Genomic DNA, 16,133 nt, shown 5'->3' on the forward strand with positions numbered 1-16,133 from the left:
GGCGATCCCGACCAATGCCCGGCGACCCAGAGGAGGGAGCATGAAAGGCCCGTTGTCATCGTTGAAAGTGCTGGATTTCTCGACCCTGCTGCCGGGGCCGTTCGCCTCGCTGCTGCTGGCCGACATGGGGGCCGACGTGCTGCGCGTGGAGTCGCCCGGGCGCATGGACCTGGTGCGGGTGCTGCCGCCGCACGTCGATGGCACCTCGGCCAGCCATGCCTACCTGAACCGCAACAAGCGTTCCATCGGCCTCGACCTGAAGCGGCAGGGCGCACGCGAGGTGGTGCTGGAGCTGGTACGCGAATACGACATCGTCCTCGAACAGTTCCGTCCGGGGGTGATGGACAAGCTCGGCGTCGGCTACGAGGCGCTGAAGGCGGCGAACCCGCGGCTGATCTACGTGGCCATCACCGGCTACGGCCAGACCGGGCCGTACCGCGAGCGCGCCGGGCATGACATCAACTACCTGGCGCTGGCCGGCGTCGCCAGCTACACCGGGCGCCGCGAGCGTGGCCCGTTGCCGCTGGGGGTGCAACTGGCGGACCTCGCCGGTGGTTCGTTGCATGGCGTGATGGGCCTGCTGGCGGCGGTCATCCACCGGCAGCAGACCGGCGAGGGGCAGTTCGTCGACATCAGCATGACCGACTGCGCCTTCAGCCTGAACGGCATGGCCGGCGCAGGCTATCTCGCGGCCGGGGTCGAGCCGGAGATGGAGGCGCTGGCGCTGAACGGCGGCAGCTTCTATGACTACTACCGCACCCGCGATGGCCGCTGGTTCTCGGTGGGCAGCCTGGAACCGCAGTTCATGCAGCAATTCTGCGCCGCCATCGGCCGCCCGGAACTGGCCGCCCGCGGCCTGTCGCCGAAGCCGGAAGAGCAGCGGGCGCTGAAGCGCGAGATCGAGATGGAGTTCGAGAAACGCGACTTCGCCGAATGGCAGGCGGTGTTCGCCGCCCTGGATGCCTGCGTGGAGCCGCTGCTGCCGCTCTCCGAGGCGCTGGAGCACCCGCAGTTGCAGGCGCGCGGGCTGGTCGCCCGGGTGCCGCTGGCGGACGGCGGCAGCCAGGCGCAGATGGCCTGTCCGCTCAAGTTTTCCGCCGGCCTGCCGGCGCCTCGCCACATCGGCGCGGCGCTCGGCGCCGACACCGTGGCGGTGCTCGAAGGCCTGGGCTACTCCGCCGAACGGATCGCCGAGCTGAAGGCGGCCGGGGCCATCGCCTGAATCACTCGCGGAGCACTTCGCCGGTGAACACCAGGGTCGCCTTGCAGCGCCGGCAGTAGTAGCGGCGCCCCTTGGCCACCAGGGTGTGGCGTTGCGGGGAGAACGGGAAGTCGTTGTGCTCCGGGCAATGGCAGCGGTACAGGTAGCGGGTGGTGGCGCGGCGCTTGACCGCGTAGGTGTGGCAGCGGTCCGGCGGCAGGCCGTAGATGCCGCGCATGATCAACTGCCACTCCTCGCCGTGGGGGCGGATGCGCGGGCCGAACAACTGGTGCGCGATCAGGTGCGCGACTTCGTGGGCCACGGTCTGTTCCAGGAAGTGCTCGCGATTCTCGCGGTACAGCTGGGGATTGAAGCGCAGCAGGTTCTCGTCGAGGTGGGCGACCCCGGCTTTCTGGCCTCGCAGGCGGAAGCTGACGGTCGGGCGGGGGAAGCTGCGTTGGAAGAAGTGTTCGGCCTGCCGATAGCAGGCCTCGACGCGGGCGTTGAGGTGTTCGGGCATTCGGGAAGACTCCAGCAGCGGGCGATTATGCCGGAGACAGGAGGGCGGGCGCAGGCGTCGGGACGACCGCTCGTCCGGGGTGCAGGATCAGGCAAGCGCGGCGGCGGGCAAGAAAAAACCGGGCGGCGGTTACCCGCGGCCCGGTCGTACGATGCGTTCGCTGGACGTCAGCTGGTGTATTCCGGGCCGACCCCGCTGCCCCAGAGGATCACCGACAGGGCGATCATCGCCACCAGCACCACCAGGCCCACCGCCAGCACCGAGCTGGAGAACAGGAAGCCTTCGTCCTTGTGGATGTTCATGAAGGTGGGAATCCCCACGTAGAGCAGGTAGACCGTGTAGCTGATCGCCGCCACCCCGACGATCATTCCCAGCCAGAGGTGCGGATACAGCGCCGCCAGCCCGGCGATGAACAGCGGAGTGGCGTTGTAGGCGGCGAACACGATGCACTGGGTCAGGCTCGGGTTGGCGTCGTAGGTCCGCGCCATCCAGTGGATGAACGCGCCCATCACCGCCACCCCGGCGAGCATCGCCAGGTAGGTGAGGACCGTCATCTGCAACGCGCTGGCCTGGGTCAGCTTGACCGGATCGCCGCCGCCGACCACCCAGCCGACCTGGGTCGTGCCGATATAGGCGGAAATCGCCGGAATGGCAGCCAGGATCAGGATGTGGGTCAGGTACATGTGGCTGATGCTTTCTTCTTCGCCACGGATTTCCTGCCATTCCTGATCGGGATGGGTGAAGAGCCCCCATACATGATGGATCATGCCGTTTCCTCCTCGTTCTTATGTGGTCGCCCCCCAGCGAAGCGCCGGGCGCGCATGGACAGCGCCACCCGGTGCTCGGCCGACCTATGCGACCTTATGTCGCAGTATAGGAACGGCCCGAGCCCGCGTCGCTCGCGGGGTTAGAGCAAATCGAAGCTTCACGGCCGGCTGTAATAGCGTTGCAGTATTTCCATCGCCTTGTTGATCGATTGCAGGCGCGCAGTGCTGCCGCCGCGGTCGGGATGGTGCTGGCTGACCAGTTGCCGGTAGCGCAGCTTGATGGCGGGATAGTCGACCGCGCCCTCCAGCTCGAACAGGGCGAGGGCGGCAGCCTTCTCCTCGCTGCCCTGCATGCGCGTCCAGAAACTCTGCAGCAGCCGCTCGACGTCGGCCTCGCTGGTCTCTCCCAGGTGGCGCAGGTCGAGGTAGTAGTCGCGCAGCGGATCGCCCTGTTCCAGCGCCTGCGTGCCATCCACGTAAGGATGCAGGCGCAGGCTCAGCGGGCTGATCTCCAGGTGCGCCTCGCGCTCGGCCCAGAGGTGGTCGCGCAGGTGGTAGAGCGCGTTGAACAGGAGGAAATGGGTGCGGAACAGCACCAGCTTGTCGGCCAGTTCGCGATGGGGGATATGCGTCGAATGGCGGGCCTTCAGCAGCTGGATCAGCTGGTATTCGGAAAGCCCCTCGGGATGCTCGCGCAGCAGGCAGTGGATCTGCCCGGCGAGGTCGAGGCGGTGGTCGAGGTCGGGAGTCATGGGGCAAGACTAGCATCGGGCGTCGGGAGGGGCTGGGGTCGGCGTCGCTTTGTGCGTAAAATAGCCAGCTTTTCTCCTCGAACACCCGGATTCCAGAGCACCATGGGCACCCTTTCGGTCAATCAGAACAAACTGCAGAAGCGCCTGCGCCGCCTGGCCGGCGAGGCCATCACCGACTTCAACATGATCGAGGATGGCGACAAGGTCATGGTCTGCCTGTCCGGCGGCAAGGACAGCTACACCATGCTCGACATCCTGCTCTACCTGCAGAAGGTCGCGCCGATCCGCTTCGAGATCGTCGCGGTGAACATGGACCAGAAGCAGCCCGGTTTTCCCGAGCACGTCCTGCCGGAGTACCTGAAGTCGATCGGCGTGGAGTACCACATCGTCGAGAAGGACACCTACTCGGTGGTCAAGGAGAAAATCCCGGAAGGCAAGACCACCTGCTCGCTGTGCTCGCGCCTGCGCCGCGGCACGCTGTACACCTTCGCCGACGAGATCGGCGCGACCAAGATGGCCCTCGGTCACCATCGCGACGACATCCTCGAGACCTTCTTCCTCAACATGTTCTACGGCGGCACCCTGAAGGCCATGCCGCCGAAGCTGCTGGCCGACGACGGGCGCAACGTGGTGATCCGGCCGCTGGCCTATTGCAGTGAGAAGGACATCGAGGCCTATTCCCAGCTCAAGGAGTTCCCGATCATCCCCTGCAACCTCTGCGGTTCGCAGGAGAACCTGCAGCGCCAGGTGGTCAAGGAAATGCTGCTGGAATGGGAACGCAAGTCGCCGGGGCGTACCGAGATCATGTTCCGCGCCCTGCAGAACGTGGTGCCGTCGCAACTGGCCGACCGCAACCTGTTCGACTTCGCCAACCTGCGCATCGACGAGAACGCCACGCCGCGCTTCCTCGACGTGATGAACCTCTGAGCCGCGCCGCGGGTCAGTTCTTCTCTCCGGTCTGCAAGGATTCCCGATGCGCGACTACGCCTGGATGTACGAATACTGCCTGAACCGCTTCGGCTCCAGGGAGGCGCTGGAAGCGCGCCTGCCGCAGCCGAAGAGCGCCGCCGAGCTGCGCGCGGTGGGTGACGACCGCTACCTGTCGCTGATCAGCCTGCGGATCTTCCGCGCCGGCCTCAAGCACAGCCTGGTGGACGCCAAGTGGCCGGCCTTCGAGGAAGTGTTCTTCGGCTTCGATCCGCAGAAGGTCGTGCTCATGAGCGCCGAGCATCTCGAGCGGCTGATGCAGGACGCCCGCCTGATCCGCCACCTGGGCAAGCTCAAGAGCGTGCCGCGCAATGCGCAGATGGTGCTCGACCTGGCCCGCGAGCATGGCAGCTTCGGCAACTTCCTCGCGGATTGGCCGGAAACCGACATCGTCGGCCTGTGGAAGCTGCTGTCCAAGCGCGGCAACCAGCTCGGCGGCTTGTCGGCGCCGCGTTTCCTGCGGATGGCCGGCAAGGATACCTTCATTCCCAGCGACGACATGGTCGCCGCGCTGAAGGCCCAGGAGATCATCGACAAACCGCCCACCAGCCTCAAGGACCTGGCGGCCGTCCAGGGAGCCTTCAACCAGTGGCGCGAGGAGAGCGGCCGGCCGCTGTGCCAGCTGTCGGTGATGCTGGCGCATACGGTCAATCACTGAGCTAGAGGCTCAGCCGACCGCTGCCGATCATCCACAGCGCCGCCAGCGCGAGGACCAGCACCAGCGCCGCGACGCTGCCTTCGGCGCGATTGCCGAACGCCGGCAGGCCGCGCTGGCGACGGGCATGCAGGAAGAAGCCGAGGCCCGGCGCGTAGAGGATCATCGACAGCAGCAGGTATTTCAGCCCGGCGGCGTAGATCAGCCAGACCCCGTAGAGCGTCCCCAACAGCGCCAGCGCCAGCATCGCGCCCGAGTGCGGGCGGCGCGCCACCAGCTTCAGGCAGAAGCCGGCGCAGAGCAGGTAGGGGATCAGCGCCATCGAGGTGGCCAACTGGATCAGCGCGTTGTAGCCCGAGGCGTTGAGGAAGGCCACCAGCAGCAGCGCAGAGATCAGCGTGCTGGTCAGCCACAGTGCCGGCGCTGGGGTTTCCACCGCATTGGTGCGGCCGAACAGTGCCGGCGCGGTGTGCGTTGGGCCACGGCTGGCCAGGTAGAGCATTTCCACCGCGAGCATGGTCCAGGCCAGCAGCGCGCCGCCGACCGAAACGATCAGCCCGACGTTGATCAGCGTGGCGCCCCAGGGGCCCACCGCCGCGGCCATCACCTGGGCCATCGAGGGGTTCTTCATCTGCGCCAGTTCGTGCTGCGGCACCACGCCCAGCGACAGCACCGAGACGCAGACCAGCAACAGCAGGGTGACCACGAAGCCGAGCAGGGTTGCGCGGCTGACATCGGCCGCGTGCCGCGCGTGGCTGGCATAGACCGTGGCGCTCTCGATGCCGAGGAATACCCAGACGGTGTAGAGCATGGTGGTTTCCACCTGGCGGGTGACGCTGCCCAGTGCCGGGCTGCCCCAGAAGTCCAGGTGAAAGGTCTCGATGCGGAAGGCCAGGGCTACGCAGAGGATGAACAGGGCGATCGGCACCACCTTGGCGAGGGTTACGATAGCGTTGGTGATCGCCGCGTTGTGCACGCCGTGGAGGACGAAGGCATGCATCAGCCAGAGCACCGTCAATTCGCCGAGCAGCGCCGGCCAGGTGGTTCCGTCGCCGAAGAAGGCCAGCGCGCCGAATGAGCCGAGGGCGCTGAACAGCACCACCAGGTAGCCGGCGTTGCCGACCCAGGCGGAAATCCAGTAGCCCCAGGCGGCATTGAACCCCAGGTATTCGCCGAAGCCTTCGCGGGCGTAGCCGTAGACGCCGTCGTCCAGTTCGGGGCGGGTGGTCGACAGCCACTGGAATATCCGCGTCAGGGTCAGCATGCCGACGAAGGTGATCGCCCAGGCGATCAGGATCGCGCCGGCGCCTGCGCCTTCGGCCATGTTCTGCGGCAGGCTGAAGATGCCGCTGCCGATGATGCCGCCCACCACCAGCGCGGTCAGCGCCGGCAGCCCCAGTTTTCCCTTGTCCGAATCGGCCATGTGGCACCTCCGAAACTGCATCCGGTATGTCGCGCCAGGCGCAGGCGGAGCCTGCGCCGGGGTGCGACGGCGGGAGGCGGCGGGTCGGTCCGCCGCGGCATGGTTCAGAAGCGCAGTGACATGCAACTGACGCCGCCGTCGATCTTGCGGTATTCGGAGGTGTCCACCTCGATCACCCGGTAGCCGAGGCGGGCGATCTTCTCGCGGGTCCGGGGATAGCCGGCGGGCATGATCACCCTTTCGTTGACCCAGATGCAGTTGGCGGCGTAGGACTCCTCTTCGGGGATCTCGATGATGTTGAAGTCCTGGAACTCCGGCTTGCTGACGAACTCGCCGGCGGCCAGCAGGTTGTTGTGTTCCAGGTAGGCGAGCCCGGTCTTCAGGTGCAGGACCTTTTCCAGGCGTACCACCGAGCCGCTGAGGCCATGTTTCTCCAGGATCGCGATCATCTGCCGGGCGCCCTCGGCGTTGGTGCGGGCCGATTCGCCGATGTAGAAGTGGTCGCCGACCATCATGATGTCGCCGGCTTCCACCGTGCCGGGTGCCTCGATGCGCTCGACCTTGCCCGGATAGAAGCGCTGCACGGTCTCCTCGATGATCTCGGTCTCGCCGCGCCGCGATTCGGCGCCGGGGCGGGTGATGATGGCGCAGCGCGAGGTGCAGAGCACCGGGTCCTCGACGAACACCGAGTCGGGGAAGCGTTCGTCCGGCGGCAGCAGGGTGATGTCCACGTCGCAGGTCTGCAAGGCGCGGATGTAGGCGTTGTGCTGCTCCAGGGCCTTGGCGTAGTCCGGCTTGCCGAGGTGGCTGGAGGTCAGGCCGTCGACCAGGCTGCGGGCGGGCGTGCGAGCGATGATGTGCTTGAACATGACGATTTTCCTCGTGTGGGGACGACGAGGTCGTTGCAAGCCACGCGCCAGCCAACGCCCGGGAATTGCCTTGGAAATCCTTGATAAATCGGAGGATTTCCTGGTTTTCCGAGGGCTTGGTTGATCCACGCCAAGGATGCTCGGTCGCGCTGCGTCGAAGATGGGACAACTGACGAGATTTCGACATCCGGGAAACCGAGGGGGAGAGCATGGCGCTTGTCGAGGAGCCGACGATTTCCACGCGAAGCGGTGAACTGGCCTGGTTGGTGGACTGCCTGGCGCCGATTTTCGACGGCCTGCGGCAACCGGTCACGGTGGTCGACCCCTCCGGTCGCTTCGTCTACTACAACCGTGCCAGCGGCCTGCTCGATGGTCTCGACCCGCAGCGGGCGCTGGGCATGCACCTGTTGCAGAGCGCTCCCTGGCTGGCGGCCGAGCAAAGCACGCTGTTGCGTTGCCTGGCCGAAGGGCGGCCGTCGATCGATACGCTGCAGGCCTACGTGGGGGCCGGCGGCGAGCTGTTGCAGTATCGCCACCGGGCGATCCCGCTGCGCGGGCGCGACGGTTGCCTGCTCGGCGCGATGGAGCTCGGCGAAGTCGTCGCCGAGACCGAAGAGGCCGCAGGCCTGGCGGATTGCCCGAACATCCTGAGCGTGGCGCCGAGCCTGCTGCGGCAGTTGCAGCGCCTGGACGTTTTCGCGGTCACCGACCTGCCGCTGCTGATCCATGGCGAGACCGGCACCGGCAAGGAACTGTTCGCCCGTCGCGCCCATGCCCTGAGCCCGCGACGCAGCGGTCCGATGATCAGCCTGAACTGCGCGGCGATTCCCGAGACGCTGCTGGAAAGTACCCTGTTCGGCACCACCCGCGGCGCTTTCACCGGCGCCGAGAACCGCAAGGGCATGTTCGCCCTGGCGCAGGGCGGCAGCTTGTTCCTCGACGAGATCAATTCCATGCCGATGGCCATGCAGAGCAAGCTGCTGCGGGTCCTGCAGGACGGCAGCTACCTGCCTCTGGGCAGCCTGAGCCCGCAGCGGGCCGACGTACGCCTGATCGCGGCGAGCAACCAGCCGCCGCGCCAGGCGATCGCCGAGGGACGCCTGCGCGAGGACCTGTACTACCGTCTGGACGTGGGCAGCCTGTGCATCCCGCCGCTGCGCGAGCGCCCCGGCGATGTGGAACTGCTGGCACGGGCGTTCGTCCGTCGCGATGCGCGCAGCCTCAACCCACGTGTCACCGCCCTTGGCGAACGGGCGCTGGCGCAGTTGCTGGCCAGCGACTGGCCGGGCAACGTCCGGCAACTGGAAAACGTGATCCGACGCAGCCTGTTGCTGCACGGGGAGGGCGGCGCACTGCTGGATGAGGTGGCGTTCGCCGACGACGGCGCCGAGGCCGTGGGCGGCGAGGCCGCGCTCTCGATGAACAGCGCGGCGGTCGGAGGCCTGCGCGAGGCGCTGGCGCAACAGGAGCGCAACCTGATAGAAGACGCCTTGCGCCAGGCGCGCGGCAATCTCTCCCGGGCCGCCGCCCGGTTGCGGATTCCGCGCACGACCCTGCTCGGGCGCATGCGCCGGCTCGGCTTGCCGGCTTCCCTCGATCCGCCAGCCTGACAGGAGCCAACCATGGACAGCCACAGCCCGATCGCCACCGTCGCCCAGGCCCTGCGGCGCGCCGAACGCATCCTGGTCATCACCGGCGCCGGCCTCTCCGCGGACTCCGGTATGCCCACCTATCGCGGCCTCGGCGGTCTTTACAACGGTCGCACGGAAGAGGGGCTGCCGATCGAGGCGGCGCTTTCCGGACCGATGCTGCGGCGCGATCCAGTGCTGTGCTGGAAGTACCTCGCGGAACTCGGCAAGGCTTGCCTGGCGGCCCGACCCAACGCCGGCCACGAAGCCATCGCCGAGTTGCAGAAGCGCAAGCCGGAATGCTGGGTGCTGACCCAGAACATCGACGGCTTCCATCGCCAGGCCGGCTCGCCGGCCGAGCGGCTGATCGAGATCCATGGCGAACTGGCGCCGCTCTACTGCCAGTCCTGCGGTGCCGAGAGCGGCGGCCTGGAGGAACATCTGCACGGCCAGTTGCCGCCGCGCTGCGCGGCTTGCGGCGGGGTGCTGCGGCCACCGGTGGTGCTGTTCGAGGAAATGTTGCCGGAAGAGGCGATCGATACCCTGTACCGCGAATTGCGCAAAGGCTTCGATGCGGTGCTGGTGGTGGGAACCACCGCGAGCTTCCCCTATATCGTCGAACCGGTGCTGCGCACGCGGCAGGCGGGAGGCTTCACCGCGGAGGTGAATCCTGGCGTGACCGAGCTCAGCGAGCGGGTCGATGTGAAAATGACAGGACGAGCCTTAGACATCATGCCGCAGGTGGTAAGTCACATTTATCGATAAAAAACTTGCATAGGATTGATCGAGAAGGCAAATTAGCCCGCTAGTAAAACTAATGAGACACGGTCGTGCCCATGCTTAAACGCTTAGCACCCCTCGTGCCCATGAGTTTCGTTCTGCTGCTGGCCGCTTGCGCCAGCCATTCGCCGGAGCCGCAGGTCGCCAAAGAGCCGACCGCAGCCAAGAGCAGCATCGACGTCGAACGCGACGCGATCGCTTGGCAGGATGTTGAGGACGAAGGGGCGGACAATTCATCGGCTGGTACGCCTGCGCTGGCGTCCAGCATCCTCGAGCGCGCTTTCGAACTGATCGGTACGCCGTACCGTTTCGGCGGTACGACGGCGAAAGGCTTCGATTGCAGCGGCTTCGTCGGCTACCTGTTCCGCGAGGAGGCCGGCATCAAGCTGCCGCGCTCCACCCGCGAACTCATCGATATGGACGTGCCGCTGGTCTCCAAGGACGAGTTGCAGCCCGGCGACCTGCTGTTCTTCAACAACCGTGGCCGTGGCCGCGTCAGCCACGCCGGCATCTACATCGGCGATGGCCAGTTCATCCATTCCGCCAGCCGTCGCGGCGGCGGGGTGCGGGTGGACAGCCTGGACTCCAGCTACTGGAGCCTGAGCTACATGGAAGCCAAGCGGGTGCTCGAACCCGGCTACAAGGACGCCCTGACGAGCAAGCGCTAAACTTAAAGTTTTACTTTAAGTATTGCGTTTAACTCCTTGTCGTAGCAAAGTGGAAGCATTCCTCACCAGGAAGGCTTCCACTATGCATGCACTGGCCCGATTCTCGATCCTCGCCTTTGCTGCGCTGCTTACCGCCTGCGCCAGCAAAGCGCCGCCCCCCGCGCCCGCCAAACAGGTCGTATTCCGTCCGGCGACGAATTTCTCGCCCGCCGCCGACGATGTGCTGTTCCGTGCCCTCGGCCTGGTCGGCACGCCCTACCGCTGGGGCGGCAACACGCCCGATTCGGGCTTCGATTGCAGCGGCCTGATCAACTTCGTCTACCGCGACATGACCGGCATCAAGCTGCCGCGCTCGACCCGCGAGATGATTTCCATGCGCGCGCCCAGCGTGCCGGTGCAGGCCCTGCAGACCGGCGACCTGGTGTTCTTCGCCACCTCCGGTGGACGCACCGTGAGCCATGCCGGCATCTACGTCGGCGAGGGTCGCTTCGTGCATGCGCCGCGCACCGGCGGCACGGTGCGCCTGGACAGCCTGCAGAACAGCTACTGGCAACGCGCGTACCTGGACGCCAAGCGCGTGCTGGTCGCGCCGTCGCCCTTGGCGCGGATGCCCTGAGGCGGGGAGGTCAGGGCCGATGACCACCCGCACCCTCAACCTCGACGACAACCTCTACCGCTACCTGCTGGACGTTTCGCTGCGGGAAACCCCGCTGATGACCCGCCTGCGCGAGGAAACCGCGAAGCTGCCCAACGCGCGCTGGCAGATCGCCCCCGAGCAGGGCCAGTTCATCGCCTTGCTGCTGACCCTGATCGGTGCGCGGCGGGCGCTGGAGGTCGGCACCTTCACCGGCTACAGCGCCCTGTGCATGGCTACCGCCCTTGGCGAGCAGGGGCGTCTTACCTGTTGCGACCTGCCCGGCGACTACCATCTCACCGCGCGCCGCTACTGGCGCGAAGCCGCTGTCGAGGAGCGCATCGAGCTGCGCCTCGGGCCCGCCCTGGAAACCCTGCGTGCGTTGCTCGACGAAGGCCTGGCCGGGCAATTCGACCTGGCCTTCATCGACGCCGACAAGGCCAACTACCCCGAATACCTGGAAGCCGCGCTGGCGCTGGTGCGCCAGGGTGGGCTGGTGCTTTTCGACAACGTGCTGTGGAGCGGCCGGGTGCTCGAAGCGCAGCCGAAGAGTGCGGATACCCGCGGCATCCAGCAGCTCAACCTGGCGCTGAAGAACGACGCGCGGGTGGACTACTCGCTGCTGCCGATCGGCGACGGGCTGAGCGTCTGTCGCAAGCGCTGAGCGAGGCTCAGCGCACGCCCCACGGCGGGCTGCCCAGGGCCTGCTGGAGAAACTGGACGAACAGCTTCACTTTCGGCGAGAGGGTTGCCGCTCGCGAATACATGGCGTAGATCAGGTCGTCCAGCGGCCGCTCCTGGGGCAGGGCCTCGACCAGCCGGCCGGCGGCCAGGTCCTCGGCGGCGATGAACAGCGGCAGCATCGCCAGGCCCAGGCCACGCACCGCGGCGTCGCGCATGGTCTGGCCGTTGTTGGTGTTGAAGCGTCCGCGCGGGGTGATCATCCGCGCCGGCTCGCCGGCCACCCGCGGCTCGAAGCTCCATAGCTGCGACGGGGTGTTGTGGCTGTAGCCGATGCAGGGATGGCAGAGGATGTCTTCGATACGTTGCAGCGGGCCGTGCCGTTCCAGGTATTCCGGGCTGCAACACACTACCCGGCGGCTGGTGCCCAGTTGGCGGGCGATCAGCGAGCTGTCCTGCAGGCGGGTGATGCGGATCGCCAGGTCGTAGCCTTCCTTCTCGAAGTCGACGATCCGGTCGTCCAGTTGCAGGACCACTTCCAGGCGCGGGTTGCGCGCCATGAATTCCATCACCAGCGGCCCCAGCCAGAGCGTGCCGAAGCTCATCGGCGCCATCACCCGCAATTCCCCGCACAGGTCGTTCTCGCGCAGGGCCACGCTTTCCGCGGCGTTGTTCAGGTCCTGCAGCGAGGCCTTGGCCGACTTGTAGAAGAAGCCGCCGGCCTCGGTCGGCTCGACGTTGCGCGTCGAGCGGTAGAGCAGGCGCACGCCGAGGTGGCGCTCCAGGTCGCTGACGCGTTTGCTGATCACGGACTTGGACAGGCTCATGCGTTCGGCGGCGGCGCTGATGCTGCCCAGCTCGACCACGTTGAGGAAGGCCTGTATGTCTTCAAGGCGCAGGCTCATGGCGAATCTCGAAACAATCGGGAGGCAGACTGTCGCATGCGGGAGAACTCCTGGTAAGGGGACGCGCGCGTCGAACGTGCAGGAACGGCAATGGCAGGGCAAGCGTAGCGCGCCCGGGGAATGGCATTGTTCTGGTATCGAGAACACCGTTTTCGCATTTTGCCGGGCGGTAAATCGCTGTCGCTGTCACTACTCTTGATGGGCGGCGTGCGCTCCCGAGACCGCCCATGCATGCCTCCCAGGAGGCGCTTCGTTTCACACCGCGCGGCGACGGACGCCGCCCGAGACCGGAGAAACACCATGTCCTTCACCTACAAGCGACTCGACAAGAACGATGCGGCGGTGCTGTTCGTCGACCACCAGGCAGGCCTGCTCTCCCTGGTCCGCGATTTCAGCCCGGACGAGTTCAAGAACAACGTCCTGGCATTGGCCGACATCGCCAGGTTCTTCAACCTGCCGACCATCCTCACCACCAGCTTCGAGGACGGCCCCAACGGCCCGCTGGTGCCGGAACTCAAGGAAATGTTCCCGCAGGCCCCGTACATCGCCCGCCCCGGCAACATCAACGCCTGGGACAACGAGGACTTCGTCAAGGCGGTCAAGGCCACCGGCAAGAAGCAACTGATCATCGCCGGCGTGGTGACCGATGTCTGCGTAGCCTTCCCGACCCTCTCGGCGCTGGAGGAGGGGTTTGACGTATTCGTCGTCACCGACGCCTCCGGCACCTTCAACCCGGTGGTGCGCGACGCCGCCTGGGCGCGCATGACCGCCGCCGGCGCGCAACTGATGAACTGGTTCAGCGTCGGCTGCGAACTGCACCGCGACTGGCGCAACGACATCGAAGGCTTCGGTGCCATCCTCGGCGGCCACCTGCCGGCGTACGCCAACCTGATCCAGAGCTTCGGCACGAAGAAGTAAGCCGGCTTCGCCGCTGTCCCGGACACAAGGCACTCCGACCATCGGGTGCCTTGTGTCGTTTTCCGTCCAGGTGTTTTCATCGGAACGCCGCTTCGCCGGAACCCGAGGTTCCGGCACGCCCCCCATGCACAGGAGAAACCCCATGGCTACCCAGGTCGTCAACGCTTCCCTCGGCGCCACCCCTTACCGCGTGACCCTCGGCGACGACAGCCACCAGTGGCTGAGCGACGTGCCGGCCGCCCTCGGCGGCGGCGACAGCGGTCCCTCGCCGCACGAGATCCTGCTCTCGGCGCTGGGCGCCTGCACGGCGATCACCGTGGCGATGTACGCGCAGCGCAAGGAGTGGCCGCTGGAGGGTATCGACGTGCAACTGGACATCGTCGAGGAACGCACCAAGCCGGAGCCCTTCACCCATATCCGCCGCGACATCCGCCTGGCCGGCGATCTCGACGCCGAGCAGCGCCAGCGTCTGCTGGAGATCGCCAATGCCTGCCCGATCCATCGTGTACTCTCCGGAGAGGTCAGCGTCAGCAGCCAACTGCGCGACTGAACCCCGCACACACATCGAGGAGCACGGCATGAGCGACGACATCAAGGTATTGGGCATTTCCGGCAGCCTGCGCAGCGGCTCCTACAACAGCGCGGCGCTGCAGGAGGCGATCGGTCTGGTTCCGCCGGGCATGAGCATCGAGTTGGCGGACATCTCCGGCATCCCGCTGTACAACGAGGACGTCTACGCCCTCGGCTTCCCGCCCGCGGTGGAACGCTTCCGCGAGCAGATCCGCGCGGCGGACGCGCTGCTGTTCGCCACCCCGGAATACAACTATTCGATGGCCGGGGTGCTGAAGAATGCCATCGACTGGGCCTCGCGGCCGCCGGAGCAGCCGTTCTCCGGCAAGCCGGCGGCGATCCTCGGCGCCAGCGCCGGGCGTTTCGGCACCGCGCGGGCGCAGTATCACCTGCGCCAGACGCTGGTGTTCCTCGACGTTCATCCGCTGAACAAGCCGGAAGTGATGATCTCCAGCGCGCAGAACGCCTTCGACGCCCAGGGCCGGTTGCTCGACGACAAGGCGCGCGAGCTGATCCAGCAGCAGTTGCAGGCCCTGCAGCTATGGGTGCGCCGCCTGCGCGGTTGAATGCCTCGTCACCGGAGAGCCTGAACATGAGCAATACCGAAGAGCGCTGCGACCTGTCCTCCTCGCGGGACTGTCCGGAGCGCCGCGAACACCTGCTGCAACGAGTCACCGCGCGTGCCGCGGAAATCGGCGGCGGGATCACCGTCAGTCGGCTGATGCCGTCGCGCCAGCGGCGGATGATCGGTGCCTGGTGCTTCCTCGACCATGCCGGTCCCGCCGAATTCGAACCCGGCGGCGGCCTGGCCGTGGGCCCGCACCCGCACATCGGCCTGCAGACCTTCACCTGGATGATCCAGGGCGAGGCGTTGCACCGCGACAGCCTGGGCAACGTCCAGGTGATCCGTCCGGGCCAGGTCAACCTGATGACCGCCGGCCATGGCATCGCCCACACCGAGGAGTCGCTGCCCGACGAGCGCCACGCCCACGCCGCGCAGTTGTGGATCGCGCTGCCCTACGAGCAGCGCGACATCGCCCCGGCCTTCGACCATCATCCCGACCTGCCGCGCTGGCAGGAGCATGGGGTCACCTTCACCCTGCTGGCCGGCGCTCTGGACGGTCGGCAGGCGCCGTGCCGGCTCTACTCGCCGCTGCTCGGTGCCGACCTGGCCTGCCACGACGCCTCGACCCTGCAACTGACGCTCGACCCGCACTTCGAGTACGGCCTGCTGCCGCTGGAAGGCGGGTTGGAAGTGGGCGGCGAGCATTTCGCGGTGAACGAACTGGCCTACCTGGGCGACGGCCGCGACGGCCTGCAACTGCAACTCGACCCTGGCGCGCGGGTGCTATTGCTGGGTGGCGCACCGTTCGGCGCGGAGATCTTCATGTGGTGGAACTTCGTCGGCCACAGCAAGGGTGAGATCGCCCGGGCGCAGAAGGCCTGGGAGGAGGGGGATGCTCGCTTCGGCCGGCTCGACGCCCTGGAAGGGCCGCGCTTGAGCGCTCCGCCGATTCCCTGGAAGATCGACGCCGAGTGAGGTCGATGTGCCGCCGGGTGCCCCGGCGGCGTCCTCGAATGCCTGTCGGCGATCGTTGCGGACCTGCGGTCTGGCGATTCGCCGGCAGCGGGAAAACTTTCTGCACCCATCGCCGGTCAGAACTCGCCTATCGCATGCACCGAACAGGAAGTGAGCCACATGCAATTCGAACACCTGGTCCAGGTCAACGACCGGACGCTTGTCGACCTGCCGGTCCTCGACCGGCTGCAACTCTGGGAAGGCCTGGTCTGCCGTGCGCGCGAGCCACAGTATTTCGTCGTCGGCCTGGAGCGTTTCGAGATCCTCGTGGATGACGGCGACCGCCTGCACCGGCGCCTGTACCTGCCGGGTCTGGTGGTCGAGGACGAAGTCGTGCTGAAGGCGCCGGACAGTGCCCACTACAGCATCAAGCCGAGCGCCGAGGTGGCCGGCGGCAGCCTCGACATGACCATCGAGGAGCCGGAGCCCGGCTCGCTGTTCGTGCGTTTCGCCTACTGCACCCGCTACCTGCAGCCGCTGGGCGACGAACTGCCCTACGACGCCTTCGTCAAGCAGGCCTATATCGCCATGGATGTGGAGACCATCGCCACCATCCGCGACCGGTTCGGCGCCAGCGCCGCCAGCGGGAGTTGAGC

The 16,133-nt window shown here is 66.7% G+C and carries 19 protein-coding genes; 13 read left to right on the forward strand and 6 right to left on the reverse strand.

Features of this window, described 5'->3' with window-relative positions; genetic code table 11:
* Positions 1-40 precede the first annotated feature (40 nt).
* Positions 41-1,222, forward strand: coding sequence for a CaiB/BaiF CoA transferase family protein (locus VQ065_RS11110; RefSeq protein WP_003086599.1), 1,182 nt, complete (start codon positions 41-43; stop codon positions 1,220-1,222).
* A 1-nt stretch (position 1,223) separates the two neighbouring features.
* Here VQ065_RS11110 and VQ065_RS11115 read toward each other — a convergent pair whose 3' ends face one another.
* From VQ065_RS11115 to VQ065_RS11125, 3 genes are all read right to left on the reverse strand, one after another.
* Positions 1,224-1,721, reverse strand: a complete 498-nt coding sequence (locus VQ065_RS11115; RefSeq protein WP_003082453.1) for a SprT family zinc-dependent metalloprotease — start codon at positions 1,719-1,721, stop codon at positions 1,224-1,226.
* A gap of 167 nt (positions 1,722-1,888) precedes the next feature.
* The gene (locus tag VQ065_RS11120) at positions 1,889-2,488 is read right to left on the reverse strand and encodes a Yip1 family protein (RefSeq protein ID WP_003082455.1); all 600 of its coding nucleotides are present in this window, start codon (positions 2,486-2,488) and stop codon (positions 1,889-1,891) included.
* Between the two features lie 158 nt (positions 2,489-2,646).
* Positions 2,647-3,240: a DNA-J related domain-containing protein gene (locus tag VQ065_RS11125; protein WP_003086602.1), complete on the reverse strand. Its 594-nt coding sequence runs from the start codon at positions 3,238-3,240 to the stop codon at positions 2,647-2,649.
* A gap of 102 nt (positions 3,241-3,342) precedes the next feature.
* Between VQ065_RS11125 and ttcA the strand changes: the two genes are divergently transcribed.
* Complete coding sequence (gene ttcA, locus VQ065_RS11130) at positions 3,343-4,167, forward strand: tRNA 2-thiocytidine(32) synthetase TtcA (RefSeq protein WP_003082462.1); 825 nt, start codon at positions 3,343-3,345, stop codon at positions 4,165-4,167.
* 46 nt (positions 4,168-4,213) lie between these two features.
* Positions 4,214-4,885 (forward strand): DNA-3-methyladenine glycosylase I, encoded by a 672-nt coding sequence (locus tag VQ065_RS11135; protein WP_003086605.1) that lies wholly within the window; start codon positions 4,214-4,216, stop codon positions 4,883-4,885.
* 1 nt (position 4,886) lies between these two features.
* On the opposite strand, the gene VQ065_RS11140 is transcribed toward VQ065_RS11135, so the two are convergent.
* Positions 4,887-6,305: a basic amino acid/polyamine antiporter gene (locus VQ065_RS11140; RefSeq protein ID WP_003082465.1), complete on the reverse strand. Its 1,419-nt coding sequence runs from the start codon at positions 6,303-6,305 to the stop codon at positions 4,887-4,889.
* Between the two features lie 104 nt (positions 6,306-6,409).
* Complete coding sequence (gene ddaH / locus VQ065_RS11145; protein ID WP_003086612.1) at positions 6,410-7,174, reverse strand: dimethylargininase; 765 nt, start codon at positions 7,172-7,174, stop codon at positions 6,410-6,412.
* Between the two features lie 209 nt (positions 7,175-7,383).
* Between ddaH and ddaR the strand changes: the two genes are divergently transcribed.
* The 5 genes from ddaR to VQ065_RS11170 all read left to right on the forward strand — a co-directional run bounded on the left by ddaR (position 7,384) and on the right by VQ065_RS11170 (position 11,548).
* Complete coding sequence (gene ddaR / locus VQ065_RS11150) at positions 7,384-8,784, forward strand: transcriptional regulator DdaR (protein WP_340080400.1); 1,401 nt, start codon at positions 7,384-7,386, stop codon at positions 8,782-8,784.
* A gap of 12 nt (positions 8,785-8,796) precedes the next feature.
* Positions 8,797-9,567 (forward strand): NAD-dependent deacylase, encoded by a 771-nt coding sequence (locus tag VQ065_RS11155; protein WP_003086618.1) that lies wholly within the window; start codon positions 8,797-8,799, stop codon positions 9,565-9,567.
* 65 nt (positions 9,568-9,632) lie between these two features.
* Positions 9,633-10,250, forward strand: a complete 618-nt coding sequence (locus VQ065_RS11160; RefSeq protein ID WP_003082470.1) for a C40 family peptidase — start codon at positions 9,633-9,635, stop codon at positions 10,248-10,250.
* 82 nt (positions 10,251-10,332) lie between these two features.
* Positions 10,333-10,866 (forward strand): C40 family peptidase, encoded by a 534-nt coding sequence (locus VQ065_RS11165; protein WP_003086623.1) that lies wholly within the window; start codon positions 10,333-10,335, stop codon positions 10,864-10,866.
* Positions 10,867-10,885: 19 nt separating this feature from the next.
* Positions 10,886-11,548 (forward strand): O-methyltransferase, encoded by a 663-nt coding sequence (locus VQ065_RS11170; RefSeq protein WP_003086626.1) that lies wholly within the window; start codon positions 10,886-10,888, stop codon positions 11,546-11,548.
* A 7-nt stretch (positions 11,549-11,555) separates the two neighbouring features.
* Here the strand turns inward: VQ065_RS11170 and VQ065_RS11175 are convergent, their stop codons facing one another.
* Complete coding sequence (locus VQ065_RS11175) at positions 11,556-12,470, reverse strand: LysR family transcriptional regulator (RefSeq protein ID WP_003082475.1); 915 nt, start codon at positions 12,468-12,470, stop codon at positions 11,556-11,558.
* A 300-nt stretch (positions 12,471-12,770) separates the two neighbouring features.
* On the opposite strand from VQ065_RS11175, the gene ycaC reads away from it, so the two are divergent.
* From ycaC to VQ065_RS11200, 5 genes are all read left to right on the forward strand, one after another.
* Positions 12,771-13,388 carry an isochorismate family cysteine hydrolase YcaC gene (ycaC, locus tag VQ065_RS11180; protein WP_003082476.1) on the forward strand — a complete coding sequence of 206 codons (618 nt, stop codon included), beginning with the start codon at positions 12,771-12,773 and terminating at the stop codon, positions 13,386-13,388.
* A gap of 142 nt (positions 13,389-13,530) precedes the next feature.
* Positions 13,531-13,938 (forward strand): OsmC family protein, encoded by a 408-nt coding sequence (locus tag VQ065_RS11185; RefSeq protein WP_003086631.1) that lies wholly within the window; start codon positions 13,531-13,533, stop codon positions 13,936-13,938.
* Positions 13,939-13,966: 28 nt separating this feature from the next.
* A complete protein-coding gene (locus VQ065_RS11190) occupies positions 13,967-14,524 on the forward strand; it encodes an NAD(P)H-dependent FMN reductase (RefSeq protein ID WP_003082483.1) in 558 nt (185 codons plus the stop codon).
* A gap of 26 nt (positions 14,525-14,550) precedes the next feature.
* Entirely contained in the window at positions 14,551-15,498 is a 948-nt protein-coding gene (locus VQ065_RS11195) for a pirin family protein (RefSeq protein WP_003086636.1), read from the forward strand.
* 159 nt (positions 15,499-15,657) lie between these two features.
* Positions 15,658-16,131, forward strand: coding sequence for an SRPBCC family protein (locus VQ065_RS11200; RefSeq protein WP_003082488.1), 474 nt, complete (start codon positions 15,658-15,660; stop codon positions 16,129-16,131).
* Positions 16,132-16,133 lie beyond the last annotated feature (2 nt).

Source organism: Pseudomonas sp. KBN10P06128, assembly GCF_037574945.1.
Taxonomy (GTDB): domain Bacteria; phylum Pseudomonadota; class Gammaproteobacteria; order Pseudomonadales; family Pseudomonadaceae; genus Pseudomonas; species Pseudomonas aeruginosa.

Excerpts from the sequence above, each read along its gene's own strand:
- VQ065_RS11110 (WP_003086599.1), top strand. The coding sequence starts at position 41 with ATGAAAGGCCCGTTGTCATCGTTGAAAGTGCTGGATTTCTCGACCCTG.
- VQ065_RS11115 (WP_003082453.1), bottom strand. The coding sequence starts at position 1,721 with ATGCCCGAACACCTCAACGCCCGCGTCGAGGCCTGCTATCGGCAGGCC.
- VQ065_RS11120 (WP_003082455.1), bottom strand. The coding sequence starts at position 2,488 with ATGATCCATCATGTATGGGGGCTCTTCACCCATCCCGATCAGGAATGG.
- VQ065_RS11125 (WP_003086602.1), bottom strand. The coding sequence starts at position 3,240 with ATGACTCCCGACCTCGACCACCGCCTCGACCTCGCCGGGCAGATCCAC.
- ttcA (WP_003082462.1), top strand. The coding sequence starts at position 3,343 with ATGGGCACCCTTTCGGTCAATCAGAACAAACTGCAGAAGCGCCTGCGC.
- VQ065_RS11135 (WP_003086605.1), top strand. The coding sequence starts at position 4,214 with ATGCGCGACTACGCCTGGATGTACGAATACTGCCTGAACCGCTTCGGC.
- VQ065_RS11140 (WP_003082465.1), bottom strand. The coding sequence starts at position 6,305 with ATGGCCGATTCGGACAAGGGAAAACTGGGGCTGCCGGCGCTGACCGCG.
- ddaH (WP_003086612.1), bottom strand. The coding sequence starts at position 7,174 with ATGTTCAAGCACATCATCGCTCGCACGCCCGCCCGCAGCCTGGTCGAC.
- ddaR (WP_340080400.1), top strand. The coding sequence starts at position 7,384 with ATGGCGCTTGTCGAGGAGCCGACGATTTCCACGCGAAGCGGTGAACTG.
- VQ065_RS11155 (WP_003086618.1), top strand. The coding sequence starts at position 8,797 with ATGGACAGCCACAGCCCGATCGCCACCGTCGCCCAGGCCCTGCGGCGC.
- VQ065_RS11165 (WP_003086623.1), top strand. The coding sequence starts at position 10,333 with ATGCATGCACTGGCCCGATTCTCGATCCTCGCCTTTGCTGCGCTGCTT.
- VQ065_RS11170 (WP_003086626.1), top strand. The coding sequence starts at position 10,886 with ATGACCACCCGCACCCTCAACCTCGACGACAACCTCTACCGCTACCTG.
- VQ065_RS11175 (WP_003082475.1), bottom strand. The coding sequence starts at position 12,470 with ATGAGCCTGCGCCTTGAAGACATACAGGCCTTCCTCAACGTGGTCGAG.
- ycaC (WP_003082476.1), top strand. The coding sequence starts at position 12,771 with ATGTCCTTCACCTACAAGCGACTCGACAAGAACGATGCGGCGGTGCTG.
- VQ065_RS11185 (WP_003086631.1), top strand. The coding sequence starts at position 13,531 with ATGGCTACCCAGGTCGTCAACGCTTCCCTCGGCGCCACCCCTTACCGC.
- VQ065_RS11190 (WP_003082483.1), top strand. The coding sequence starts at position 13,967 with ATGAGCGACGACATCAAGGTATTGGGCATTTCCGGCAGCCTGCGCAGC.
- VQ065_RS11195 (WP_003086636.1), top strand. The coding sequence starts at position 14,551 with ATGAGCAATACCGAAGAGCGCTGCGACCTGTCCTCCTCGCGGGACTGT.
- VQ065_RS11200 (WP_003082488.1), top strand. The coding sequence starts at position 15,658 with ATGCAATTCGAACACCTGGTCCAGGTCAACGACCGGACGCTTGTCGAC.